This window comes from Clostridium sp. UMB9555A (assembly GCF_030222355.1).
GTDB classification, from domain to species: Bacteria; Bacillota; Clostridia; order Clostridiales; family Clostridiaceae; genus Sarcina; species Sarcina perfringens.
The window spans coordinates 630,690-648,237 of sequence record NZ_JASORQ010000001.1 but is presented as its reverse complement, the minus strand read 5'-3'; the positions used below and the strand labels follow the sequence as shown (position 1 = coordinate 648,237).

General features: G+C 27.5%; 17 protein-coding genes and 1 riboswitch. Of the genes, 4 read left to right on the top strand and 13 right to left on the bottom strand.

Annotated features, from left to right (window positions below; translation table 11 throughout):
- Positions 1 to 34 precede the first annotated feature (34 nt).
- Positions 35 to 2,014 carry a 1,4-alpha-glucan branching protein GlgB gene (gene glgB, locus QP548_RS03040; RefSeq protein WP_081109957.1) on the bottom strand — a complete coding sequence of 660 codons (1,980 nt, stop codon included), beginning with the start codon at positions 2,012 to 2,014 and terminating at the stop codon, positions 35 to 37.
- A 95-nt stretch (positions 2,015 to 2,109) separates the two neighbouring features.
- Positions 2,110 to 2,817, bottom strand: a complete 708-nt coding sequence (locus QP548_RS03035) for a hypothetical protein (protein WP_061428712.1) — start codon at positions 2,815 to 2,817, stop codon at positions 2,110 to 2,112.
- A gap of 243 nt (positions 2,818 to 3,060) precedes the next feature.
- Here QP548_RS03035 and QP548_RS03030 point away from each other — a divergent pair, with 243 nt between their 5' ends.
- Both QP548_RS03030 and QP548_RS03025 read left to right on the top strand, forming a co-directional pair.
- Positions 3,061 to 3,831: a threonine/serine exporter family protein gene (locus tag QP548_RS03030; protein WP_061428713.1), complete on the top strand. Its 771-nt coding sequence runs from the start codon at positions 3,061 to 3,063 to the stop codon at positions 3,829 to 3,831.
- Positions 3,828 to 4,319 (top strand): threonine/serine exporter family protein, encoded by a 492-nt coding sequence (locus QP548_RS03025; protein ID WP_003456089.1) that lies wholly within the window; start codon positions 3,828 to 3,830, stop codon positions 4,317 to 4,319. Before QP548_RS03030 ends, QP548_RS03025 begins: the two co-directional genes overlap by 4 nt.
- Before the next feature lie 191 nt (positions 4,320 to 4,510).
- Here QP548_RS03025 and QP548_RS03020 read toward each other — a convergent pair whose 3' ends face one another.
- From QP548_RS03020 to QP548_RS03005, 4 genes are all read right to left on the bottom strand, one after another.
- On the bottom strand, positions 4,511 to 5,278 hold the full coding sequence (locus QP548_RS03020) for a hypothetical protein (protein WP_057231672.1): 768 nt from the start codon (positions 5,276 to 5,278) through the stop codon (positions 4,511 to 4,513).
- A 350-nt stretch (positions 5,279 to 5,628) separates the two neighbouring features.
- The gene (locus QP548_RS03015) at positions 5,629 to 7,338 is read right to left on the bottom strand and encodes a phosphatidylglycerol lysyltransferase domain-containing protein (protein WP_061428714.1); all 1,710 of its coding nucleotides are present in this window, start codon (positions 7,336 to 7,338) and stop codon (positions 5,629 to 5,631) included.
- Positions 7,339 to 7,510: 172 nt separating this feature from the next.
- Positions 7,511 to 7,834 (bottom strand): thioredoxin family protein, encoded by a 324-nt coding sequence (locus QP548_RS03010; protein ID WP_061428715.1) that lies wholly within the window; start codon positions 7,832 to 7,834, stop codon positions 7,511 to 7,513.
- Between the two features lie 95 nt (positions 7,835 to 7,929).
- Positions 7,930 to 8,889 (bottom strand): acetylxylan esterase, encoded by a 960-nt coding sequence (locus QP548_RS03005; RefSeq protein WP_061428716.1) that lies wholly within the window; start codon positions 8,887 to 8,889, stop codon positions 7,930 to 7,932.
- Between the two features lie 438 nt (positions 8,890 to 9,327).
- Between QP548_RS03005 and QP548_RS03000 the strand changes: the two genes are divergently transcribed.
- Positions 9,328 to 10,188 carry a ComEC/Rec2 family competence protein gene (locus tag QP548_RS03000; RefSeq protein WP_061428717.1) on the top strand — a complete coding sequence of 287 codons (861 nt, stop codon included), beginning with the start codon at positions 9,328 to 9,330 and terminating at the stop codon, positions 10,186 to 10,188.
- A gap of 163 nt (positions 10,189 to 10,351) precedes the next feature.
- Positions 10,352 to 11,143 carry a CPBP family intramembrane glutamic endopeptidase gene (locus QP548_RS02995; protein WP_061428718.1) on the top strand — a complete coding sequence of 264 codons (792 nt, stop codon included), beginning with the start codon at positions 10,352 to 10,354 and terminating at the stop codon, positions 11,141 to 11,143.
- Positions 11,144 to 11,332: 189 nt separating this feature from the next.
- Here the strand turns inward: QP548_RS02995 and QP548_RS02990 are convergent, their stop codons facing one another.
- The 7 genes from QP548_RS02990 to QP548_RS02960 form a co-directional block, all read right to left on the bottom strand.
- Positions 11,333 to 11,761 (bottom strand): DUF3783 domain-containing protein, encoded by a 429-nt coding sequence (locus tag QP548_RS02990; protein WP_061428719.1) that lies wholly within the window; start codon positions 11,759 to 11,761, stop codon positions 11,333 to 11,335.
- A gap of 111 nt (positions 11,762 to 11,872) precedes the next feature.
- Complete coding sequence (locus tag QP548_RS02985; RefSeq protein WP_061428720.1) at positions 11,873 to 12,454, bottom strand: thiamine phosphate synthase; 582 nt, start codon at positions 12,452 to 12,454, stop codon at positions 11,873 to 11,875.
- A 29-nt stretch (positions 12,455 to 12,483) separates the two neighbouring features.
- A complete protein-coding gene (gene thiH / locus QP548_RS02980) occupies positions 12,484 to 13,587 on the bottom strand; it encodes a 2-iminoacetate synthase ThiH (RefSeq protein ID WP_061428721.1) in 1,104 nt (367 codons plus the stop codon).
- 12 nt (positions 13,588 to 13,599) lie between these two features.
- A complete protein-coding gene (locus tag QP548_RS02975; RefSeq protein ID WP_003449693.1) occupies positions 13,600 to 14,364 on the bottom strand; it encodes a thiazole synthase in 765 nt (254 codons plus the stop codon).
- A 123-nt stretch (positions 14,365 to 14,487) separates the two neighbouring features.
- Positions 14,488 to 15,297 (bottom strand): sulfur carrier protein ThiS adenylyltransferase ThiF, encoded by an 810-nt coding sequence (gene thiF / locus QP548_RS02970; protein WP_061428722.1) that lies wholly within the window; start codon positions 15,295 to 15,297, stop codon positions 14,488 to 14,490.
- A gap of 75 nt (positions 15,298 to 15,372) precedes the next feature.
- Complete coding sequence (gene thiS, locus QP548_RS02965; protein ID WP_061428723.1) at positions 15,373 to 15,567, bottom strand: sulfur carrier protein ThiS; 195 nt, start codon at positions 15,565 to 15,567, stop codon at positions 15,373 to 15,375.
- Between the two features lie 125 nt (positions 15,568 to 15,692).
- Positions 15,693 to 15,796: riboswitch (TPP riboswitch) on the bottom strand.
- Positions 15,797 to 15,842: 46 nt separating this feature from the next.
- Positions 15,843 to 17,543, bottom strand: coding sequence for an MFS transporter (locus QP548_RS02960; RefSeq protein WP_061428724.1), 1,701 nt, complete (start codon positions 17,541 to 17,543; stop codon positions 15,843 to 15,845).
- Between the last annotated feature and the right edge of the window lie 5 nt (positions 17,544 to 17,548).

Here is a 17,548-nt window from a genome sequence, read left to right as displayed (position 1 = left end):
TTATGTACTTAGATTTATAGTAGCCTTTTCTTTCTTATTTTACTTTTAAAACTAAAGTTCCTAATGGAGGTACCTTAACACTTATTGAATAATCAAAATCTTTAAAGCTTTCCTCTGTGGCTTTTAAAATACTATCTCCCATAATATTTCCTGCTCCTCCAAATTCTAAGGAATCTGAGTTAAAGACCTCAACATATTCTCCAAGCTCTGGAACCCCTACTTTAAAATCATAATAAACCTCTGGAGTAAAATTACATATAAATATTAATTTTTCCTTTTTATTCTTTCCAATTCTTATAAATGAAAGTACACTTTCTTCTGAATTATCAGCATCAATCCATCTAAAACCTTCTTCTTCATAATCAAGTGACCATAAAGAACTATTCTCTAAATAAAAATGATTTAATGCTTTAAAATACTCCTTGGTTTTTCTGTGTATATCAAATTCTTCAATAACATTCCATTGAAGTTCTTCCCATTCTCTCCATTCAACGAACTGACCAAATTCACATCCCATAAACATTAATTTTTTCCCTGGGTGTCCCATCATAAAAGAAGCATAAAGTCTTAACCCTGCATACTTCTTCCAATCATCTCCCCACATTTTATTTATAAGAGATTTCTTGCCATGAACAACCTCATCATGTGAAATTGGTAGAATAAACTTTTCTGAATAATTGTACATCATTGAAAAATTCATTTTATTATGATGATACTTTCTGTATATTGGATCTAACTCAATATAACTTAAAGTATCATTCATCCATCCCATATTCCATTTATAGTCAAATCCTAATCCATCCTCTTCAACAGGTTTAGTAATTCCTTCCCATGAAGTTGATTCTTCAGCTACTGTAATTGCCCCTTTTCCTTCTTTTTTTATAATTGTATTTAGTTCTTTTAAAAAGGCAATAGCTTCAAGGTTTCCATTTCCTCCATATATGTTTGGTTCCCATTCTCCATATTCTCTTCCATAATCTAAATAAAGCATATTAGATACCGCATCTACTCTTAATCCATCTATATGAAACTCATTTATCCAGTACATAGCATTGGAAAATAAAAAGGATTTAACTTCTGGTCTTCCTAAATCAAAATTACAAGTTCCCCATCCTTCATTATTAGCCTTCCACCAAGCTCCATATTCATAGGTTGGTGACCCATCAAACATAAATAATCCATGCTCATCCTTACAAAAATGGCTAGGTACCCAATCTAGTAATACTCCAATATTATTTTTATGAAGTTTATTTATAAGAGTCTTTAATCCATTTAAATCTCCATATCTACTTGTAACTGAGTAATACCCTACTCCTTGATATCCCCAAGAAGCATCTAAGGGATGTTCATTTATAGGCATGAACTCAACATGGGTGTATCCCATCTCTTTTATATATTCTACTAGTATCTCACTTATTTCTTCATAGGTCATAAACTCTCCATCTTTTCTTTTCCAAGAACCTAAATGAAGTTCATATATATTCATAGGTTTATTATCTAAACCTTCTTTTTCTCTTTTATTAAGCCATCTCTTATCTCCCCATCTAAAACTCTTAATTTTAGTAAGTACAGAGGCTGTATTAGGTCTCAATTCTGATTTAAATGCATATGGGTCAGCTTTATATACTGTATTATTTCCACATTCATTTACTACTGCAAATTTATACTTTATATCCTCTTCTAATTTAGGAACAAATAAACTCCATATTCCTCTTTCATTAATTTTTTCCATAGAGTATTCTTCTTTTAATTCCCAATTATTAAAATCACCTATAACATATATTTTGCTAGCCCTTGGAGCCCAAGTAGTAAATCTTACACCCCTTTTTCTATTTTCAGTTACAAAATGAGCTCCCATAAACTTATAAGCTGAATGTTCTTTTCCTTCTAAAAATAAATCAAAGCTTAATAAGCTTTCATCTTTAGACACTTTTTTGCTTTTTTCTTTGTTTTTCCCCACTTTTTCGGTAACGTTACCATTTTTCTCATGCTTAAGTTCTTTACAATTTCTCATCTCTTTTCCCCCCCATAGTAAACCTCTCATTAAAGCAAAATATTATAAACACAATATTTTGCTTTAATTATACTATTTTAGGTATTAAATTACAATTAATTATGGGTGTTATTCAAATTTCTATCTTTACTTATTATCAATTCCCTATCTTTTATGACAAAGTTTCCATTAATATTAAATACAACTCTACTTTGTATTATACCTATAACATCTACTAGTACTATTCCTATGATATTTTGGCGTATTAAAAGATCATATTTATTACTTCCAAGTTCTTTTATTTCATAATAGGTATTAATATCAGAAATACCAGGATTAATTTTTAATTTTACATTTCCCTTTTCATCATATATAAGATTTAAGTAAGATTTATCCTTTGAAGAAAGATCTACAATATATTTTTCTTTTGCTCCGTAAGATACCTCCACTTTATAATTTGGTAAATATCTTATAATAGCTTTGTTTCTAGCACTTATTTCCCACTGATTAGTTATTTCTCTTATTTCTCCATTATCATATTCATATAATAATAAAATAGCAATTCCACCAGAACCTTGAAATCTTCCCTTCACCAAAATACAATCTCTTCCACTGCCTAAAAAATCTCCTAAAAACAAATGCATATTATATCCACCATAAGGCAATTCTTTTTTTATGACCCTATTACTTCCTTCTAAGTATAAATTTATTTCAACTTCATCTGCTAACTCTCCTTTTTTAAATGGATACATTGTTTTTAATACAACCCTATCTTTAGAAATTCTGCTTTTTATATGTCCAACTTTAGAATCTAAAATAGCCATTATAATTATATCCTCCCCAATAAATTCCATTCATAATTAATCTATGCAAAACTTTAACTATAGTAACTAAATTATAAATACAAATCTATTAGCTATTTTCCATAAAAAAAACATATTTTTTTACATTTTTTTTAATTTAAAGTCTTTATAATAAACTCTTCTTCAAAGTATAATAGAAAAGAAATATTGTAATAATGAAAAAATGTTTCTTATTAATTTTTACATACTTATTTGGAGGTACATATGGATTTTAATAGAATTATCAATTTCTCAACTGAACTTGGTACTCTAATGCTTGAAAATGGCGCTGAAACATATAGAGTTGAAGAAACCATGAGCAGAATCTGTTTGGCTTATGGAATAGAAAAAGTTGATGTTTTTGTAATTCCTACAAACATAATAATAACAATAAAAACATATAAAAATGCAATTTCTAGAACTAGAAGGGTAACAAGTAGAACTATTAATTTAGATAAAATAACTAAATTAAACAACCTTTCAAGAGAGGTTGCCTTTAATAAAGTTTCTATTGAAGATGCTGAAAAAAAGCTAAGTAGTATAGCTGATGAAAAAGAATATCCTCTTAAAATAAAAATATTAGGATATTTAATTTCAGCTTCAACATTTACTCTACTTTTTGGAGGTAATTTAAAGGATTCTTTAGTCTCAGGTTTTATAGGAATAGTTCTTTGTCTTCTTGCATACTTTTTTAATATTTTAAAGACAAACAATTTCTTTGTAAATATAATATCTGGAGCTTTGGCATCATTACTAGCTTTTCTTGCAGTAAGATTTAATATTGCTCCTAATCTAAATGAAATAATAATAGGTTCTTTAATGCCCTTAGTACCTGGACTTGCTATAACCAACTCACTTCGTGATATAATAGCTGGTGATTTAGTTGCTGGAAGTGCTAAATTTATTGAAGCCTTTTTAATAGCTGTAGGGATTGCTATTGGAAGTGCTAGTATTTTATCTATATTAATAAATCACTATGGGGGTATGACTATATGAACCTAATAATAAACTCAATATATGCATTTTTTAGTTCTTTAGGTTTTGGAATAATATTTAATATAAAAGGTAAAAACTTATTTTTCTCTTCCCTATGTGGTGGTTTAGGATGGTTTGTTTATCTTTTTTCCTCAAGTTTTATTAGCACAAATGAAAGCTTTAATTATTTTTTAGCTGCTATTTTCATAGCCCTATTCTCTGAGATTTCAGCTAGGGTATTAAAAGCTCCTGTATTAGTATTTTTAGTTTGTGGAATAATTCCTCTAGTTCCTGGAGGAGGCATGTTCTATACGATGCTAGAGACCTTAAAAGGAAATATAGATAAGGCTTTATCCTTAGGATGCAATACACTAATGTTAGCTGGTTCCATAGCTACTGGAATTGTTTTAGTTTCATCCTTTACTAAGCTATATTTTTCTATAAAAAGACTTATTAATAGTAAAATTAAAAGTACTGAAAATAATAACTATTTAAATAAAAGTATTTAGTTTGCTTAAAATGTTTTTATAGATACAATAAATCAAATAAAAAGGAGTTATATCAAAATAAGTTTTATTGTTAACTTTTGATATAACTCCTTTTATGAGTTTTATACTAGATTTTTATTTATCTATATATAAAGCATAAACTTAACTTTAAATTTATAATTAAAAGTCATTAACTTTTTAAACTATAGATATTATCTTAAATAGTCATTTTCTTCTGAATCCCAAGAAATAAAATAATAAACATCCATTAAATTATCAAATTCATTTTTAACAAAATCTAATATTTCATTTCTTGAGTTACTAACATGATTTTTATCATAATCTTTTCTTATGGTTAATCCATATTTTTCTCCACTATCTGTATATTTTATTATATCCTCAACATAATCTGTTTCATCTTCATAACTTCTAGGATTATTGTCCTTAATTAAATATAATCTATATCCCTTTTCTTCTAAAGCCATAAGTATGTTTTTAAATCTTTCTTTTAACTCGTAGTTTTCTCTTATTTTATTAACAAGATTTTTTTGTTCTATGGCTCCATACTTGTCTAAATATAGAGCTGTATTCCAAGAATTAGAGTCTAATCCTAATTGAATGCGAGGAATATAATTAAATACCATGTCATCTTCTATTCTACTTCCCTCAATATCATGAAATAAATTTAAAACCTTTATAAGCTTTCTAACATCAGCTCTATTTTTCCCATAAGATAAATATATTCTATCAACATATTCATCATTAACTCTTTTTAATGGCCAAGTTATACTAGTTATATATTGCTTTTCCCAATGAGAACTTAACCCTTTAGAATTCATAAATTCAAAAAGACCTAAATTATTCAGTTCTCTTAATTTCTCAGCAGCAACTCTTCTTCTCTCTAATATTACCTTATCTCTACTTCTTGATTTGTCTATATCAAAAGCTCTAAAATCACTTTCTAAAAAAAAGTTTCCCATATTTATACCCTCCTTAATAAAACAAAGTTTAATATGTTTTATTAAATATTTAACACTATTATACACCTCTTAAAAATCACTTCAAAACATTTTCATTTGACAAATCTTAGCCTAAATCCTTAGATTTTTTATATCTATTTAAAAACTCATTGTTTCTTCTAAATAAATTAAAAATAATGCCCTTATTTTTTTAAACTTCAATATAAAAAATAAGCTTTATTTATAAAAAATAAAATTTTCTAAAAAAAGAGAGCCTTATAACTAAAAGACTCTCTTTAACATAATAAACTTAATTAAGCTAGCTATAAAAATATTTACTTAAAATTAAACTTAAATTAAAATATACTTTTTTATTTTTTCTCTACTCTTTCCTTTGAATTAGCTATTAATAAACATAAGTTAATAAAAACCTCTGGTAAGGACATAAACTTAGGATATGCTAAATATCTAGGCTGCCAAATTGGAGAAAACTTTGACTTATATCTTCTTAGTCCATCAAAACTATAGAATATATTACCACTATTATAAACTAATCTTGCAAGCTTTTCTTGTAAATGTGAATGAGTGTTAAATCCTACATTAGATAATGGTGCTTCTCCTAAGCTAAAATATTTATATCCTTTTTCTTTAAATGTTAAGAATAAATTCAGCATTAAGTAATCCATAGAGGCATTAGGAGCATTTTTATCTATTCTCATTAAATCTATTGCTACTGTCTCCCCTCCATCATTAGCATCCATTATTGTTACAAAGCCCATAATCTTATTTTCTTCTTCATTCTTTAAAATAGCTATAGGCGATCTTTGTATATAATCCTCACTAAACCATCCTAAAGAAAATCCCTTTTCCTTTCTGTCCCCTAACCATTTATCAGATATTTCTTTCAATTGGCTTACTACCTCATTATTAAAAGGAGGCTCTATAATACTAAAACTATATCCTTCTCTTTCAACTCTTCTTAAGGTATTTCTAAAGGCACTCTTTTTAGAACCAACCAAATTAAATTCTTTTAAATCTATTCTTGCCTCTTCTCCTAGCTTAAAGAAATAATACCCTGCATCATGATAGGTAGAAAAGTTTTTTTCTTCTATTTCATAAAAGACAACATCATATCCATATAAGTTTGTAAAAGCTTGAAACTCTTCTATACAACTATATAGATTTTCCTTTGTAGCTATAGGGTCTCCCAAAACTATTATCTTATCTTTGTACTTGCTGTACATTATTAAGGACTTACCCTCATTAGCCCAAAAGACCTTTTTATCTCTTAAATAAACTAAATGAGAGAATATTGTTCCATAATTTATTTCTCCAAAGAATTTTGATATCTTTTCTAAATCAGCATCCATATATCTTTCGTCATCTTCTATTTTAGGCATTGTTAAATACCATATTATCACAAATATTATAAAGGCTACATAGGTGAATAATGCTACCCTTAAATAACCCTTTGTGCTGTGGAAGAAATCTACATAGTACCTATAATTCTTACTAAAATGTATGTTAAATTTATGTATAAAACTTGCAAAGATAATCATTACAATTGAAAGAACTAGTAATATACCACTTAATTTAGTAACCTTAATAGGAATACTTTTTCTGTAAAAACTTTTTTTTGATAATATTAGAAGTATTATTACTCCTAAAATAAAAATTCCTTCTTTGTAATCTAAATCTTTTACAAAGGCAAAAACTCCTCCTACTATAAGCAATGTTAATGTGACATAATAGGCTCTTTTTACCTTAAAGAAAACTTCCTTAGAGGTCATTATTAACATTAATCCAATTAATATTGAAACTCTATGTGAAAACCTTAAAAAAGATAAACTATATATATTGTCTAAAAATTTTATCTTATAAAATATACTAGGATAAACCCCTGAAATTATTAAAAGAATACCACTTAAAAATACTAAAACTGATACTATTATATTTGATATATCACTTAATATTTTGTAGTTTTTTAAAAGCTTCTTTATATTTTCATAATTTCTTTTATCAGTAACAAATCCTAAAATATTTTTTAAATGTCTATAACTTTTTTTTAGTGAATCCCACATACTATCTCCTTTCTTTTAAAAATATATTAAAATATTGTCAAATTATTCATATTTAACTTGTATATAGTATATAAAATTTTATTTTACAAAGCAAATTGAATTAAATATTTTAATAAAGCATAGAAATAGAACCTAGAATTATCTCCTAACCTTTTTCATATGTTTCTTATTTTTAATTATAAAGTTCAGAATATCTATCTATAACCTTTTCTAACTCAACAACACTTATATATTTAGCTTTCCTTAGAATTTCCTTGCCATCTATATATAAAATAATTGCTGGAAACATAAAAATGCTTAATTGTGATACTATATCTACACTTTTATCAGCCTGAACCTCTATAATTTTTGCATTATGGTACTTTTTTATTAATTCCTCTATTTTAGGTTTTAAAACGCTGCAAGCACAACAAGTATTAGTGCTTAAATAAGCTAACCTTATACCTTTTTCATTACAAAATTCCTTAAATTCTTTTTCATTATCAATAATCCTCATAAACTCATCTTCTTTCTAAATATGTATAAAGGGATGAATTCAATCTAAAATTCATCCCCTAATATAATTATATCAATTATAAAATATTATTCAATTTAAAGATTTATTGCCCACTTGTATATCCTGTCCTTTAAATTTAGTAAGTAAGGCTTTTGTCCTGAATCATATAAAACTAGCTCTTTTTCACATAGAATATTATTATAAGCAGCAAATTGAGTTGATGGAGGGCATATATCATCCCTTAGTCCTATAGCCATATTTACTTTTCCTTTTATTCTATGAACCATATTTTTTATATCAATATATCCTAAGGTATTAAAAACATATTCTTCATTCTCATGATTTGGATCTATAAACTTAAAATATCTTATTAATTCATCATAAGAATCTCCCCCTAAATCCATAACCCAAATTCTTTTGTAATCACATAAAAATGGATAATAAGCATAAACACCTTTTATTCTATTTTCTAAGGCTGCACAAGCCAAAGCTAAGGCTCCTCCTTGAGAACCACCAGTTGCAAAAACTCTCTTCTCATCTACCCATTCCATATTCATTACTATTCTAGCTAAAATAGCAGTATCTAAAAATATATTCTTAAATAACAATTTTTCTCTACCTTCAACTAACCCTCTAACTATATGCCCTTTTGACTTAAAAGATTTAAACTTACAAGAATCTTCTTTCAAGTAATCTTGCCCTCTACACTCCATAACTGCAACACACATTCCACTAGCTACATAGTGAAGATTATTACTCCAGTCATTGCTTCTCTCTTCATATCCATGAAACTCTAATAAAGCTGACATTTTTCCTTTAACCTCTTTAGGTTTCATAAATTTTGCATATATTCTAGCTCCATCAATACCATTAAAATACAAATCATAACATTCTGCTATAGGACTTTCAAAGTCAGCTTTTTTTAATTCTAATTTAATATCTAAATCATCTAATTCCATTAACTTAGAATCCCAAAATTCATCAAAATCTTCTGGCAGTGGGCTAATCCCTCTATATTCATAAAGTTTCTCTAAAGACATATCTAAAATTGCCATGATAATACTCCCCCTATAATCCCATATACCTACATTTAATTTAAAAATTATTTTCCCCTATATATATTTTTATAAAATCTTTTTATTTTTATTAAATTTAAACCTTTACCACAACCTAATTTTACCATTAAATTGTATTTCTTTCAATTAATTCATATATTATCTTTGATCAAAACATCATAGAAAATTTTTTCTAAAAACTAGTTAAGTATACTACATTTTAATTAATTTCTCATTTTAATTATTCCTTGTGGCTTAATAATTATCTATATTGCCATAAGATCATTTAAATTATTAAATCTTTAGAATAATAATTTTAATTTTATTAAAAAGTTTACTCTTAATATAAACAATGTACATCTATTAAATCTCATATTAAACTATAATTCTTATTGATGAATTTAATTCTCACAAATAAAATACAAGGAGATTTATTACATGGATAAAAAAAAGAAAATTATTAGCTCAATTATTGGAATTATAGTTGTTCTTTTAGCTGGATATTTTGGAATAGATTTAACACAAGACTCTAAAGTTCCTAAAGACTCTAAACTTATGATTTCTTATATGGATGTTGGGCAAGGTGATGCAGCATATATAAAAGTAAATGGAAATGATATTTTAATAGATGCTGGTCCAAGAAGTAATTCTAAAGAACTATTAGAACAATTAAAAGCTAAAAACATTGATGATTTTGAATTAGTTATTGCAACTCATCCCCATGAAGATCACATTGGTGGAATGGTTGATGTATTTAAAGAATATGAAGTAAAGGCTTTCTATTCTCCAAAAATAACTCATACAACTAAAACATATGAAAATCTTGTTAAAGCAGTGAAAGATGAAGGATTAAAAACTAAAGAATTAAAAGGTGGAATGGTTATAGATTTAGGAGAGGGAGCTAAATTTGAGGTATTTACCCCTCAAAAATCAGAATATGAAGAACTTAACGATTATTCTCCTATAATGAAATTAAGCTTTGGTGACACTTCTTATTTATTCACTGGTGATGCTGAAAAGTTAGCTGAAGAGGAAGCCTTAGCTAAGTATAAAACTTCTCTTGATTCAGATGTAATAAAATTTGGTCATCATGGATCTAGTAGTTCATCAAGCAATGCCTTTATAGAAGCTGTTTCTCCAAAGTATGGAATAATAAGTTGTGCTAAAGATAATAAATATGGACATCCACATAGAGAAACTTTAGACATAATAAAAAAATATAATATTAAGACCTTTAGAACTGATACAGATGGAGAGATAATATTAACTTCAGACGGAAAATCAATAAATTTTAATTAAATATAAATATTATAATTATAAAACTTTTAGATATTAATAAATAATTAAATTGTAAAACATTCCTAAATAAGATAATAAATGATTTTAAAGTGTAAAAATGATAAAATATTAATATAATATATATACTTTATTTATAAAATTTAATATTTTAGGAGAGCTAAACATGAAAAAAAATTTATATGTCTTATTAAAAGGAATGTTATTCTTTTTTTCTTTTGCCATTATTGGAAGTATCTTACCAACAATACCCTCAAATAATGCAGCTATTTGGAGATTTGGTGCAGAATTAGTTCCGTTTCTTTTAATTATATCCATTACTCTAATATTTTGTATAATAGATAGAAAAACTATACATATTTTCAATAACATTTTTTTCAATATTTGTATTGGAATTGGTGTTGGACTTATTTGGCTTTTAATTCCTACTTTAATTTTAATATTAACAGGGACAATGAAAATCCTTAAAGTAAATTATGTTCCTTCATTATGGCTATGGATAATTTCTGCATTTCTTAATGTAATTATGCAAGAATTATTAATTCGTGGATATTTATATCAATTGATAAAAGATAACTATAATGTTATTACTTCAACTATTATAACAACTACTTTATTTACACTTATGCATGGTGGTGTATTAACATATGGAATTATTCCAATATTAAATATTATAACCATGAGTCTATTTATGACAGCTATATTAGAATATACAAACTCACTTGTAACTCCAATTATAATTCATTCTATCTGGAACATAGTTGGTTCTATTATTTTAGGCGGCGTATCTTTAGCTAGTGATTATCCTAATTTACTTGAAGTTAATTTTTTAGGGAATAAACTCCTTTCAGGAGGTCTATGCAAACTGGAAGGAAGCATAATAGTACTTATTGTCAATGTTTTATTATTTATTATTTTTACAGAATTAACTCGAAAGAAATTGAAAAGATCTAATTAAACTCAAATAATTATACTGGATTTCATAACCCAAATAAAGTTGATACCCATTTTTATTGTATGAACTAACAAACAAAACTTCTTAGAAAAATTCATAATCCAAAAAAATCTACAGATAAAATATCTGTAGATTTTAAGTATAAAAAATATTTAATTTCTCTGTATTAATACAAATTAAAAACTTTGTAAATTAGTTATTTTCGTGAGTAGTCATATCTCCTGATCTTAATGCTCTTCTTTCAGCTATTAAATTTTTAACTAAAACATCAATAGTCCAATTAATAGATGTTTCTGTAACCATTGCAACTAAAGGTCTTTGTATGCCTACTTTTTTTAAGTTTTCTAAAAATATATGAACTTTTCCAGGAGCTATGGCATTAAATATTATTGCTCTTTCTTTAACTCCTTCGCCTTCTGTTTTTTCAATTTTATCTTCTAATATATTCTTTATAGTTTCTTCTCCATTTTTAGAATTTAAAACTATTTGATCTTTTATTCCCATTATTCTAGCAAAGTTTTGTATTTTCTTTAATTCCTTATTTCCAAAGTTATATAAGATTACACAACTTCTTCCTTCTTGTTCACTTCTATCTGAAATATCTATTCTTTCAAATGACATAATCACTTCTCCTTTGATAACAAATTGTAATTATTAATTAATATGAATTATACCATAATTCCATTAATAATCATATAATTTACATTTTTCTTCATATAAATCTAGATATATTTAAAGCTCTTTAAAAGTATCTAAGCACTTCTTTATATTGTTACTCATAAACAAAAGTGACATACATGCAAAATCATCAGCACCAGCCCCTAATACTTCTTTAAAGTTAAGTTCATTTATTCCTCCTAAGGCTATGACCTTGCAATTTACCTTTTCCTTAATTTCTTTTATAAAATCAATTCCCTTAGGAATTACGTCCTTCTTACATTGTGTTTCAAAAATAGGAGATACTAATATATAGCTTGCTCCTAATCTATCAGCCTCTATGGCCTCTAAGATAGAATGAACAGATACTCCAACCTTTAAGGATTTAATTTCTTCTAAATTTCTCTTAAAATCCTTAAAGCTTAAATGAATAAACTTCTCTTTCAAAATCCTTGTTGCTTCAATATTGGAATTTATTATTATATTTGTTTCCTCTGGAACTAACTCTTTTATTTTTATATAAATCTTTATTAATTCCTCTGTACTTAAATCTTTTTCTCTTAAAATTATATTTTTAACACCATATTTACCTGATTCCTCTATAGCATTAAAATATCTTTCCATATTTACTAACTTTCTATTGGTTATTAAAAACATAAAAATCACCATTTTAATAAAAAATTATTTTAAAATCTATGCCAATCCTTAAATATAGGTTGATAACCTTGACTTTTTATTAATTCCTTAACTTCACTTACAGAACTTTCATCATTTATATCAAATTGGCTTGTACCTTTTTCTTTTAAAGAATGACCTCCAACTTCAGTAGAAACTCCAGCACTAATTTTACTTACTCCAAAAGGAATTAAATTTCTTCTAAAATCCTTTCCTTCTCTAGTAGATATATTTATTCCCCCTTGAGGATCAAATAGTCTATAGGCTAAAAGTATTTGAACTAGTTCCCTATCATCAACTTCATTTAACTTTTTAAGCCCTCCTTCACAGGGTCTTATTCTTGGCACCGAATAACTTATATCTATATGAGGATACTTATCTCTTAAATATTTTCCATGCATTGCTGTAAAGAAGGCATCTATTCTAAAATCAGCTAATCCTAATAAGGCTCCTATACTTATGCTTCTCATTCCAGCTTCTGCTCCTCTCTCTGGAGCTTCTAATCTGAATTTATAATTTTTCTTTGGACCAGCCACATGAACCCTATCATATACCTTTTCATCATAGGTCTCTTGATATACAGTAAGCCCTTCAGCCCCTGCTTCTACCACCTTTTTATATCCCTCTTCTGTCATTGGATATATTTCAATGGTTATTGAAGGAAATTTCTCTTTCAGAGTTTTAATGCTCTCCTCTATATACTCTACTGGAGTATGATATTCACTTTCCCCTGTTAATATTAAAATATGTTTAAATCCCTCCTTTGAAATAGCTTCTCCCTCTTTTTCTATTTCTTCTTGATTTAATTTTTTTCTACATATTTTATTTTCTACATTATATCCACAATATGAACACTTATTTACACAATAATTTGATATATACATAGGTGTATAAAGTAATATTGTTCTTCCAAAATATTTTAAAGAGAGATTTCTTGCTTCCTGAGCCATTTCTTCTAAAAGCTCTTCTCCCATAGGAGATATTAAATTAAGTAAATCTTCTGGTCTCTTATTTCTTTCATAAATACTTCTTAATACATCTTCCTTTTTTACAGAATCAAAATATCCATAAAAATCAAAATCTCTATATTTTTCTACTACATCATAAAAACTCAATTAAATCATCTCCTAATCTAAAAATCCAGTAAGTGGAGATGAAGCATTTCCAAACTTTGATTCTCTTCCCATTTTAGCTTCATAAGCTAATCTGCCACCTTCTACTGCCATTTTAAAAGCTCTAGCCATATTTATAGGATCTTCTGAGGATGCTATGGCAGTATTAACTAAACAAGCTGCAGCTCCCATTTCCATTGCTTCCATAGCCTGTGATGGCTTTCCTATACCTGCGTCAACTATAATAGGAATATCTAATTCATCTATCATTATTTGAATCAATTCTTTAGTCTTTAACCCTCTATTACTTCCTATTGGTGCACCAAGTGGCATTACAGCTGCCGCTCCAGCTTCTATTAACCTTCTTCCTGCATAAAGATCTGGACACATATAAGGAAGGACAATAAAGCCTTCATCAGCTAATACCTTAGTTGCCTTTATGGTTTCTTCATTATCTGGAAGCAAATACTTAGAATCTGATATAACTTCTATCTTTATCCAGTTTCCACATCCCATAGCTCTTGCTATCCTAGCTATTCTAATAGCCTCCTCTGCATTAGTTGCCCCAGAAGTATTAGGAAGTAGTATTACATCCTTAGGTATATTTTGAAGAATATCCTCTTCCTTATTATCTAAATCTACCCTTCTTAAGGCTAAAGTTATAACTTGAGAGCCACTTCCCTCTAAAACATCCTTTATTATTTCATTTGAAGGATATTTACCACTTCCAACAAAAAGTCTATTTTTTATTTCTACTCCACCTATTATTAACTTGTCCATAAAAAACTCCCCTTTTCTACTCACTACTCTTCTTATTTCTTCATATTTTAGACTAGTATTTTATTTTTTATATATAAACTCTGTCTAAAAAGCACTTAAAATCCACTCTATTTTTACTATTATTTATTTTTGAAATTCTATTTTATTAACAGCTATATCTATAACTAAATTAGCCATGTGATTTGCACATATAGCCACTCTAGGAGCCATTAATCCACAGCCTTCCTTAGCTTCATTTACCAAATCTCCACAAATATAAAACTTATCTGTTATTTGCTTTGTTTTTATTAAATTTGAATTATAAAATCCAGCCATTCCTGAAGAAGAAATCAAAAATTTGTCCTTCATATTACCTAAAACATAATTAGCTAATAAGGCTTTATAATCTGGATTATCAAAGGCTTCTATTATTATGTCAGCCCCTTGTAAAACACTCATATTATCTCCAGAAAGCTTAAGATTTAAAGCTTCTATTTTTATAAAAGGATTTATTCTCATTAAATTTCTTTTTAAAGCAGTTACTTTAAATTCTCCAATATCCTCAATATAATACTGCTGCCTATTTAAATTAGAAGGTTCTACTATATCAAAGTCTACTAAACTTATACTTCCAACCCCTATTCTTCCTAAGGAGATAGCAATATTAGATCCAAGGCCTCCACATCCAGCTATTAAAACCTTAATTCTTTTTAGTTTTTCATGAATACCTGGTGTATGCCTAGATACCATTAGTTCTTCTAACTCCTCTTTATTAGGCATAATTCCCTTTTTTATAAAGACAATCCTATCTCCATCCTTAAGTTTCTTATCTTCTACAAGTGGAAATCCATTTAAAACTATAACATGAGAATCAGGAAATTCTTCATTTTTTAAAGCATATACTGTGCAATTTTCCTTTACCTCTCTCCACTTTTCATTAATCTTTATATTCATAAAGGCTCCTCTTATCTTTTTTCTCTTTTATTTTCACTCACCTTTTATTGTTTAGACTTCTTAAATCCTTCTTAATTATCCCCCACCAACAAAGGCAATAATCTCAATTACATCTTCATGATTAAGTAAGATTTTATTATAATTACAGGAATTAACTATCTCTTTGTTTAGTTCTACAACAACTCTGTTGCTGTTTACATTTAAACTTTTTAGTAAATCATAAACTGTATTAAGTTCACCTTTTTCTACTTTCTTACCATTAACAATCATCTTTTCACCCCTTTCCCAATAACTATCGCTTTTATACCAACAAAAAAAGGTTTAGCAATATTGCTAAACCTTTTAAAAATATATTCTCTAATTAATCATAATAATATTTTCTAATATGAAAAATCACAACTTAAAATATACTTCCCTACGTTGGTATTAACCAAATCAGGTTATTAGAGTTAGGATTAAAAATCCCTCTCAGCCTTTTACAGCACCCCTAGCAATATCTTAAAATTATTTATTTTTATTTATCATAACTCAAAAAACATTTTTTATCAATTAGTTTTTTCCTTATTTTCTAATCTTCTATTTTTCATTGTTATTAAATTATTATTTAACATAGCTGTTAATATTAATCCTATTAAAGCTATAATAGCACATGTTAAAAATAATTTAGTATATCCAGTATTCATTGTTTGTTGGAATGCAGTTTCTATTGCATTTTTAGCTCCATCTAAACTTTGCATATATGATTTTTCAATCATGTCAATGTTCATATGAGGATTATTAGCAAACTTGTCTCCTAAAGTTGCAAATTGTGATTGTACCATTCCTTTTATAAGACTAAATATATTCGTAACACTAGCATTTCCCATTGAATTAGCAAAGCTTGAAGCTCCACCACTGTTTGACATAATATTAGACATTCCATCTACATGTGGCATAACTTTTTGTAATGCTTCTGGTACTCTTCTACCAGCATCTGATATAAAGTTAATAAGAATATTTGGTGATACTGCAATACCTATAGATTTAACTAATGATACTGCTGATTGTCCAACTGTAGCCTCATTATCCGGTACTAAGCTAAGCATTAAGTAATTTATCGGTGTTCCCATAGAGAATCCTAACCCAAATCCCATAATAGCTAGTCCTATTACTAAATTAACCATACCTGGGTGTTTAGTTGTTACATATCCTTGATAAAGGTTTCCTATGATAACTAAACACATACCTATTAATAATACTTTTTTAACCCCTATTTTATCAATAAATTTTCCACCTAAAGGTGCTGCTATACCTACAAATATTGCAAATATTGTAACTATATATCCACCACTCCCCATTGGAGTTCTTAATATATTTTCACTAAATTGAGGAATAAATACTGTTGCCATTAATCCACAACCTACAACAAAGCTTAATATTAAAGTTATAGCTATTTCCTTATTAGTAAAGTAAGATAAGTTTATTACTGGATCTTCGGCTTTTCTTTCTACCCAAACTAATACCGGAATTGATATTATAAATATTAAAAGATATGGCCAAACATCTAGTGATTTTATTGAATTAGTGAAATCATAGAATCTTAAATTTGTAGCTCCATACATTAAAGATAAAATTAATATTGTTAATACCCCTGAACCACAAACATCTAACTTCTTAATTCCTTGTGCAGAAGTATTTTCTTCTAATTTAGTTGCCATAAGTAATATTATTATACTGATTGGAACATTTACTAAGAATAAAAATCCCCAGTTTTTATCTCCAAAAATAGAAAGTATTCCTGAACCTAAGGTTGGTCCTACAACTGTTGCTATTCCATATACTCCACCAATCATTCCTAAAGCTGAACCTCTTTTTTCAACTGGGAATGATGTTCCTATGTACGCTGTAGCTATTGGCATTATACCTCCGCCACCTATTGCTTCTATAACCCTTGAAAATAATAAAAATGTATAACTATTTACATAGTCTGATATTCCACATAGTAAAGAACCTAGTCCAAATAGAGTTATTGAAACCATGTAAACTTTTTTTCTACCATACTTATCAGAAAGTTTTCCCATAAGAGGCATTGATACTGCATATGCTAAGGTGTATATTGTTACAACCCAAACACTAGCATTTTGTGAAACTTTTAATCCCTCAGCTATTATATCTCTTGCTGGTGAAACTATACCAGAGTCAATAGCTCCCATGAAGATTCCTAGTAAAAAAACAGCCATGGTAATTCCAACTGATTTTTTCTTCATTATTA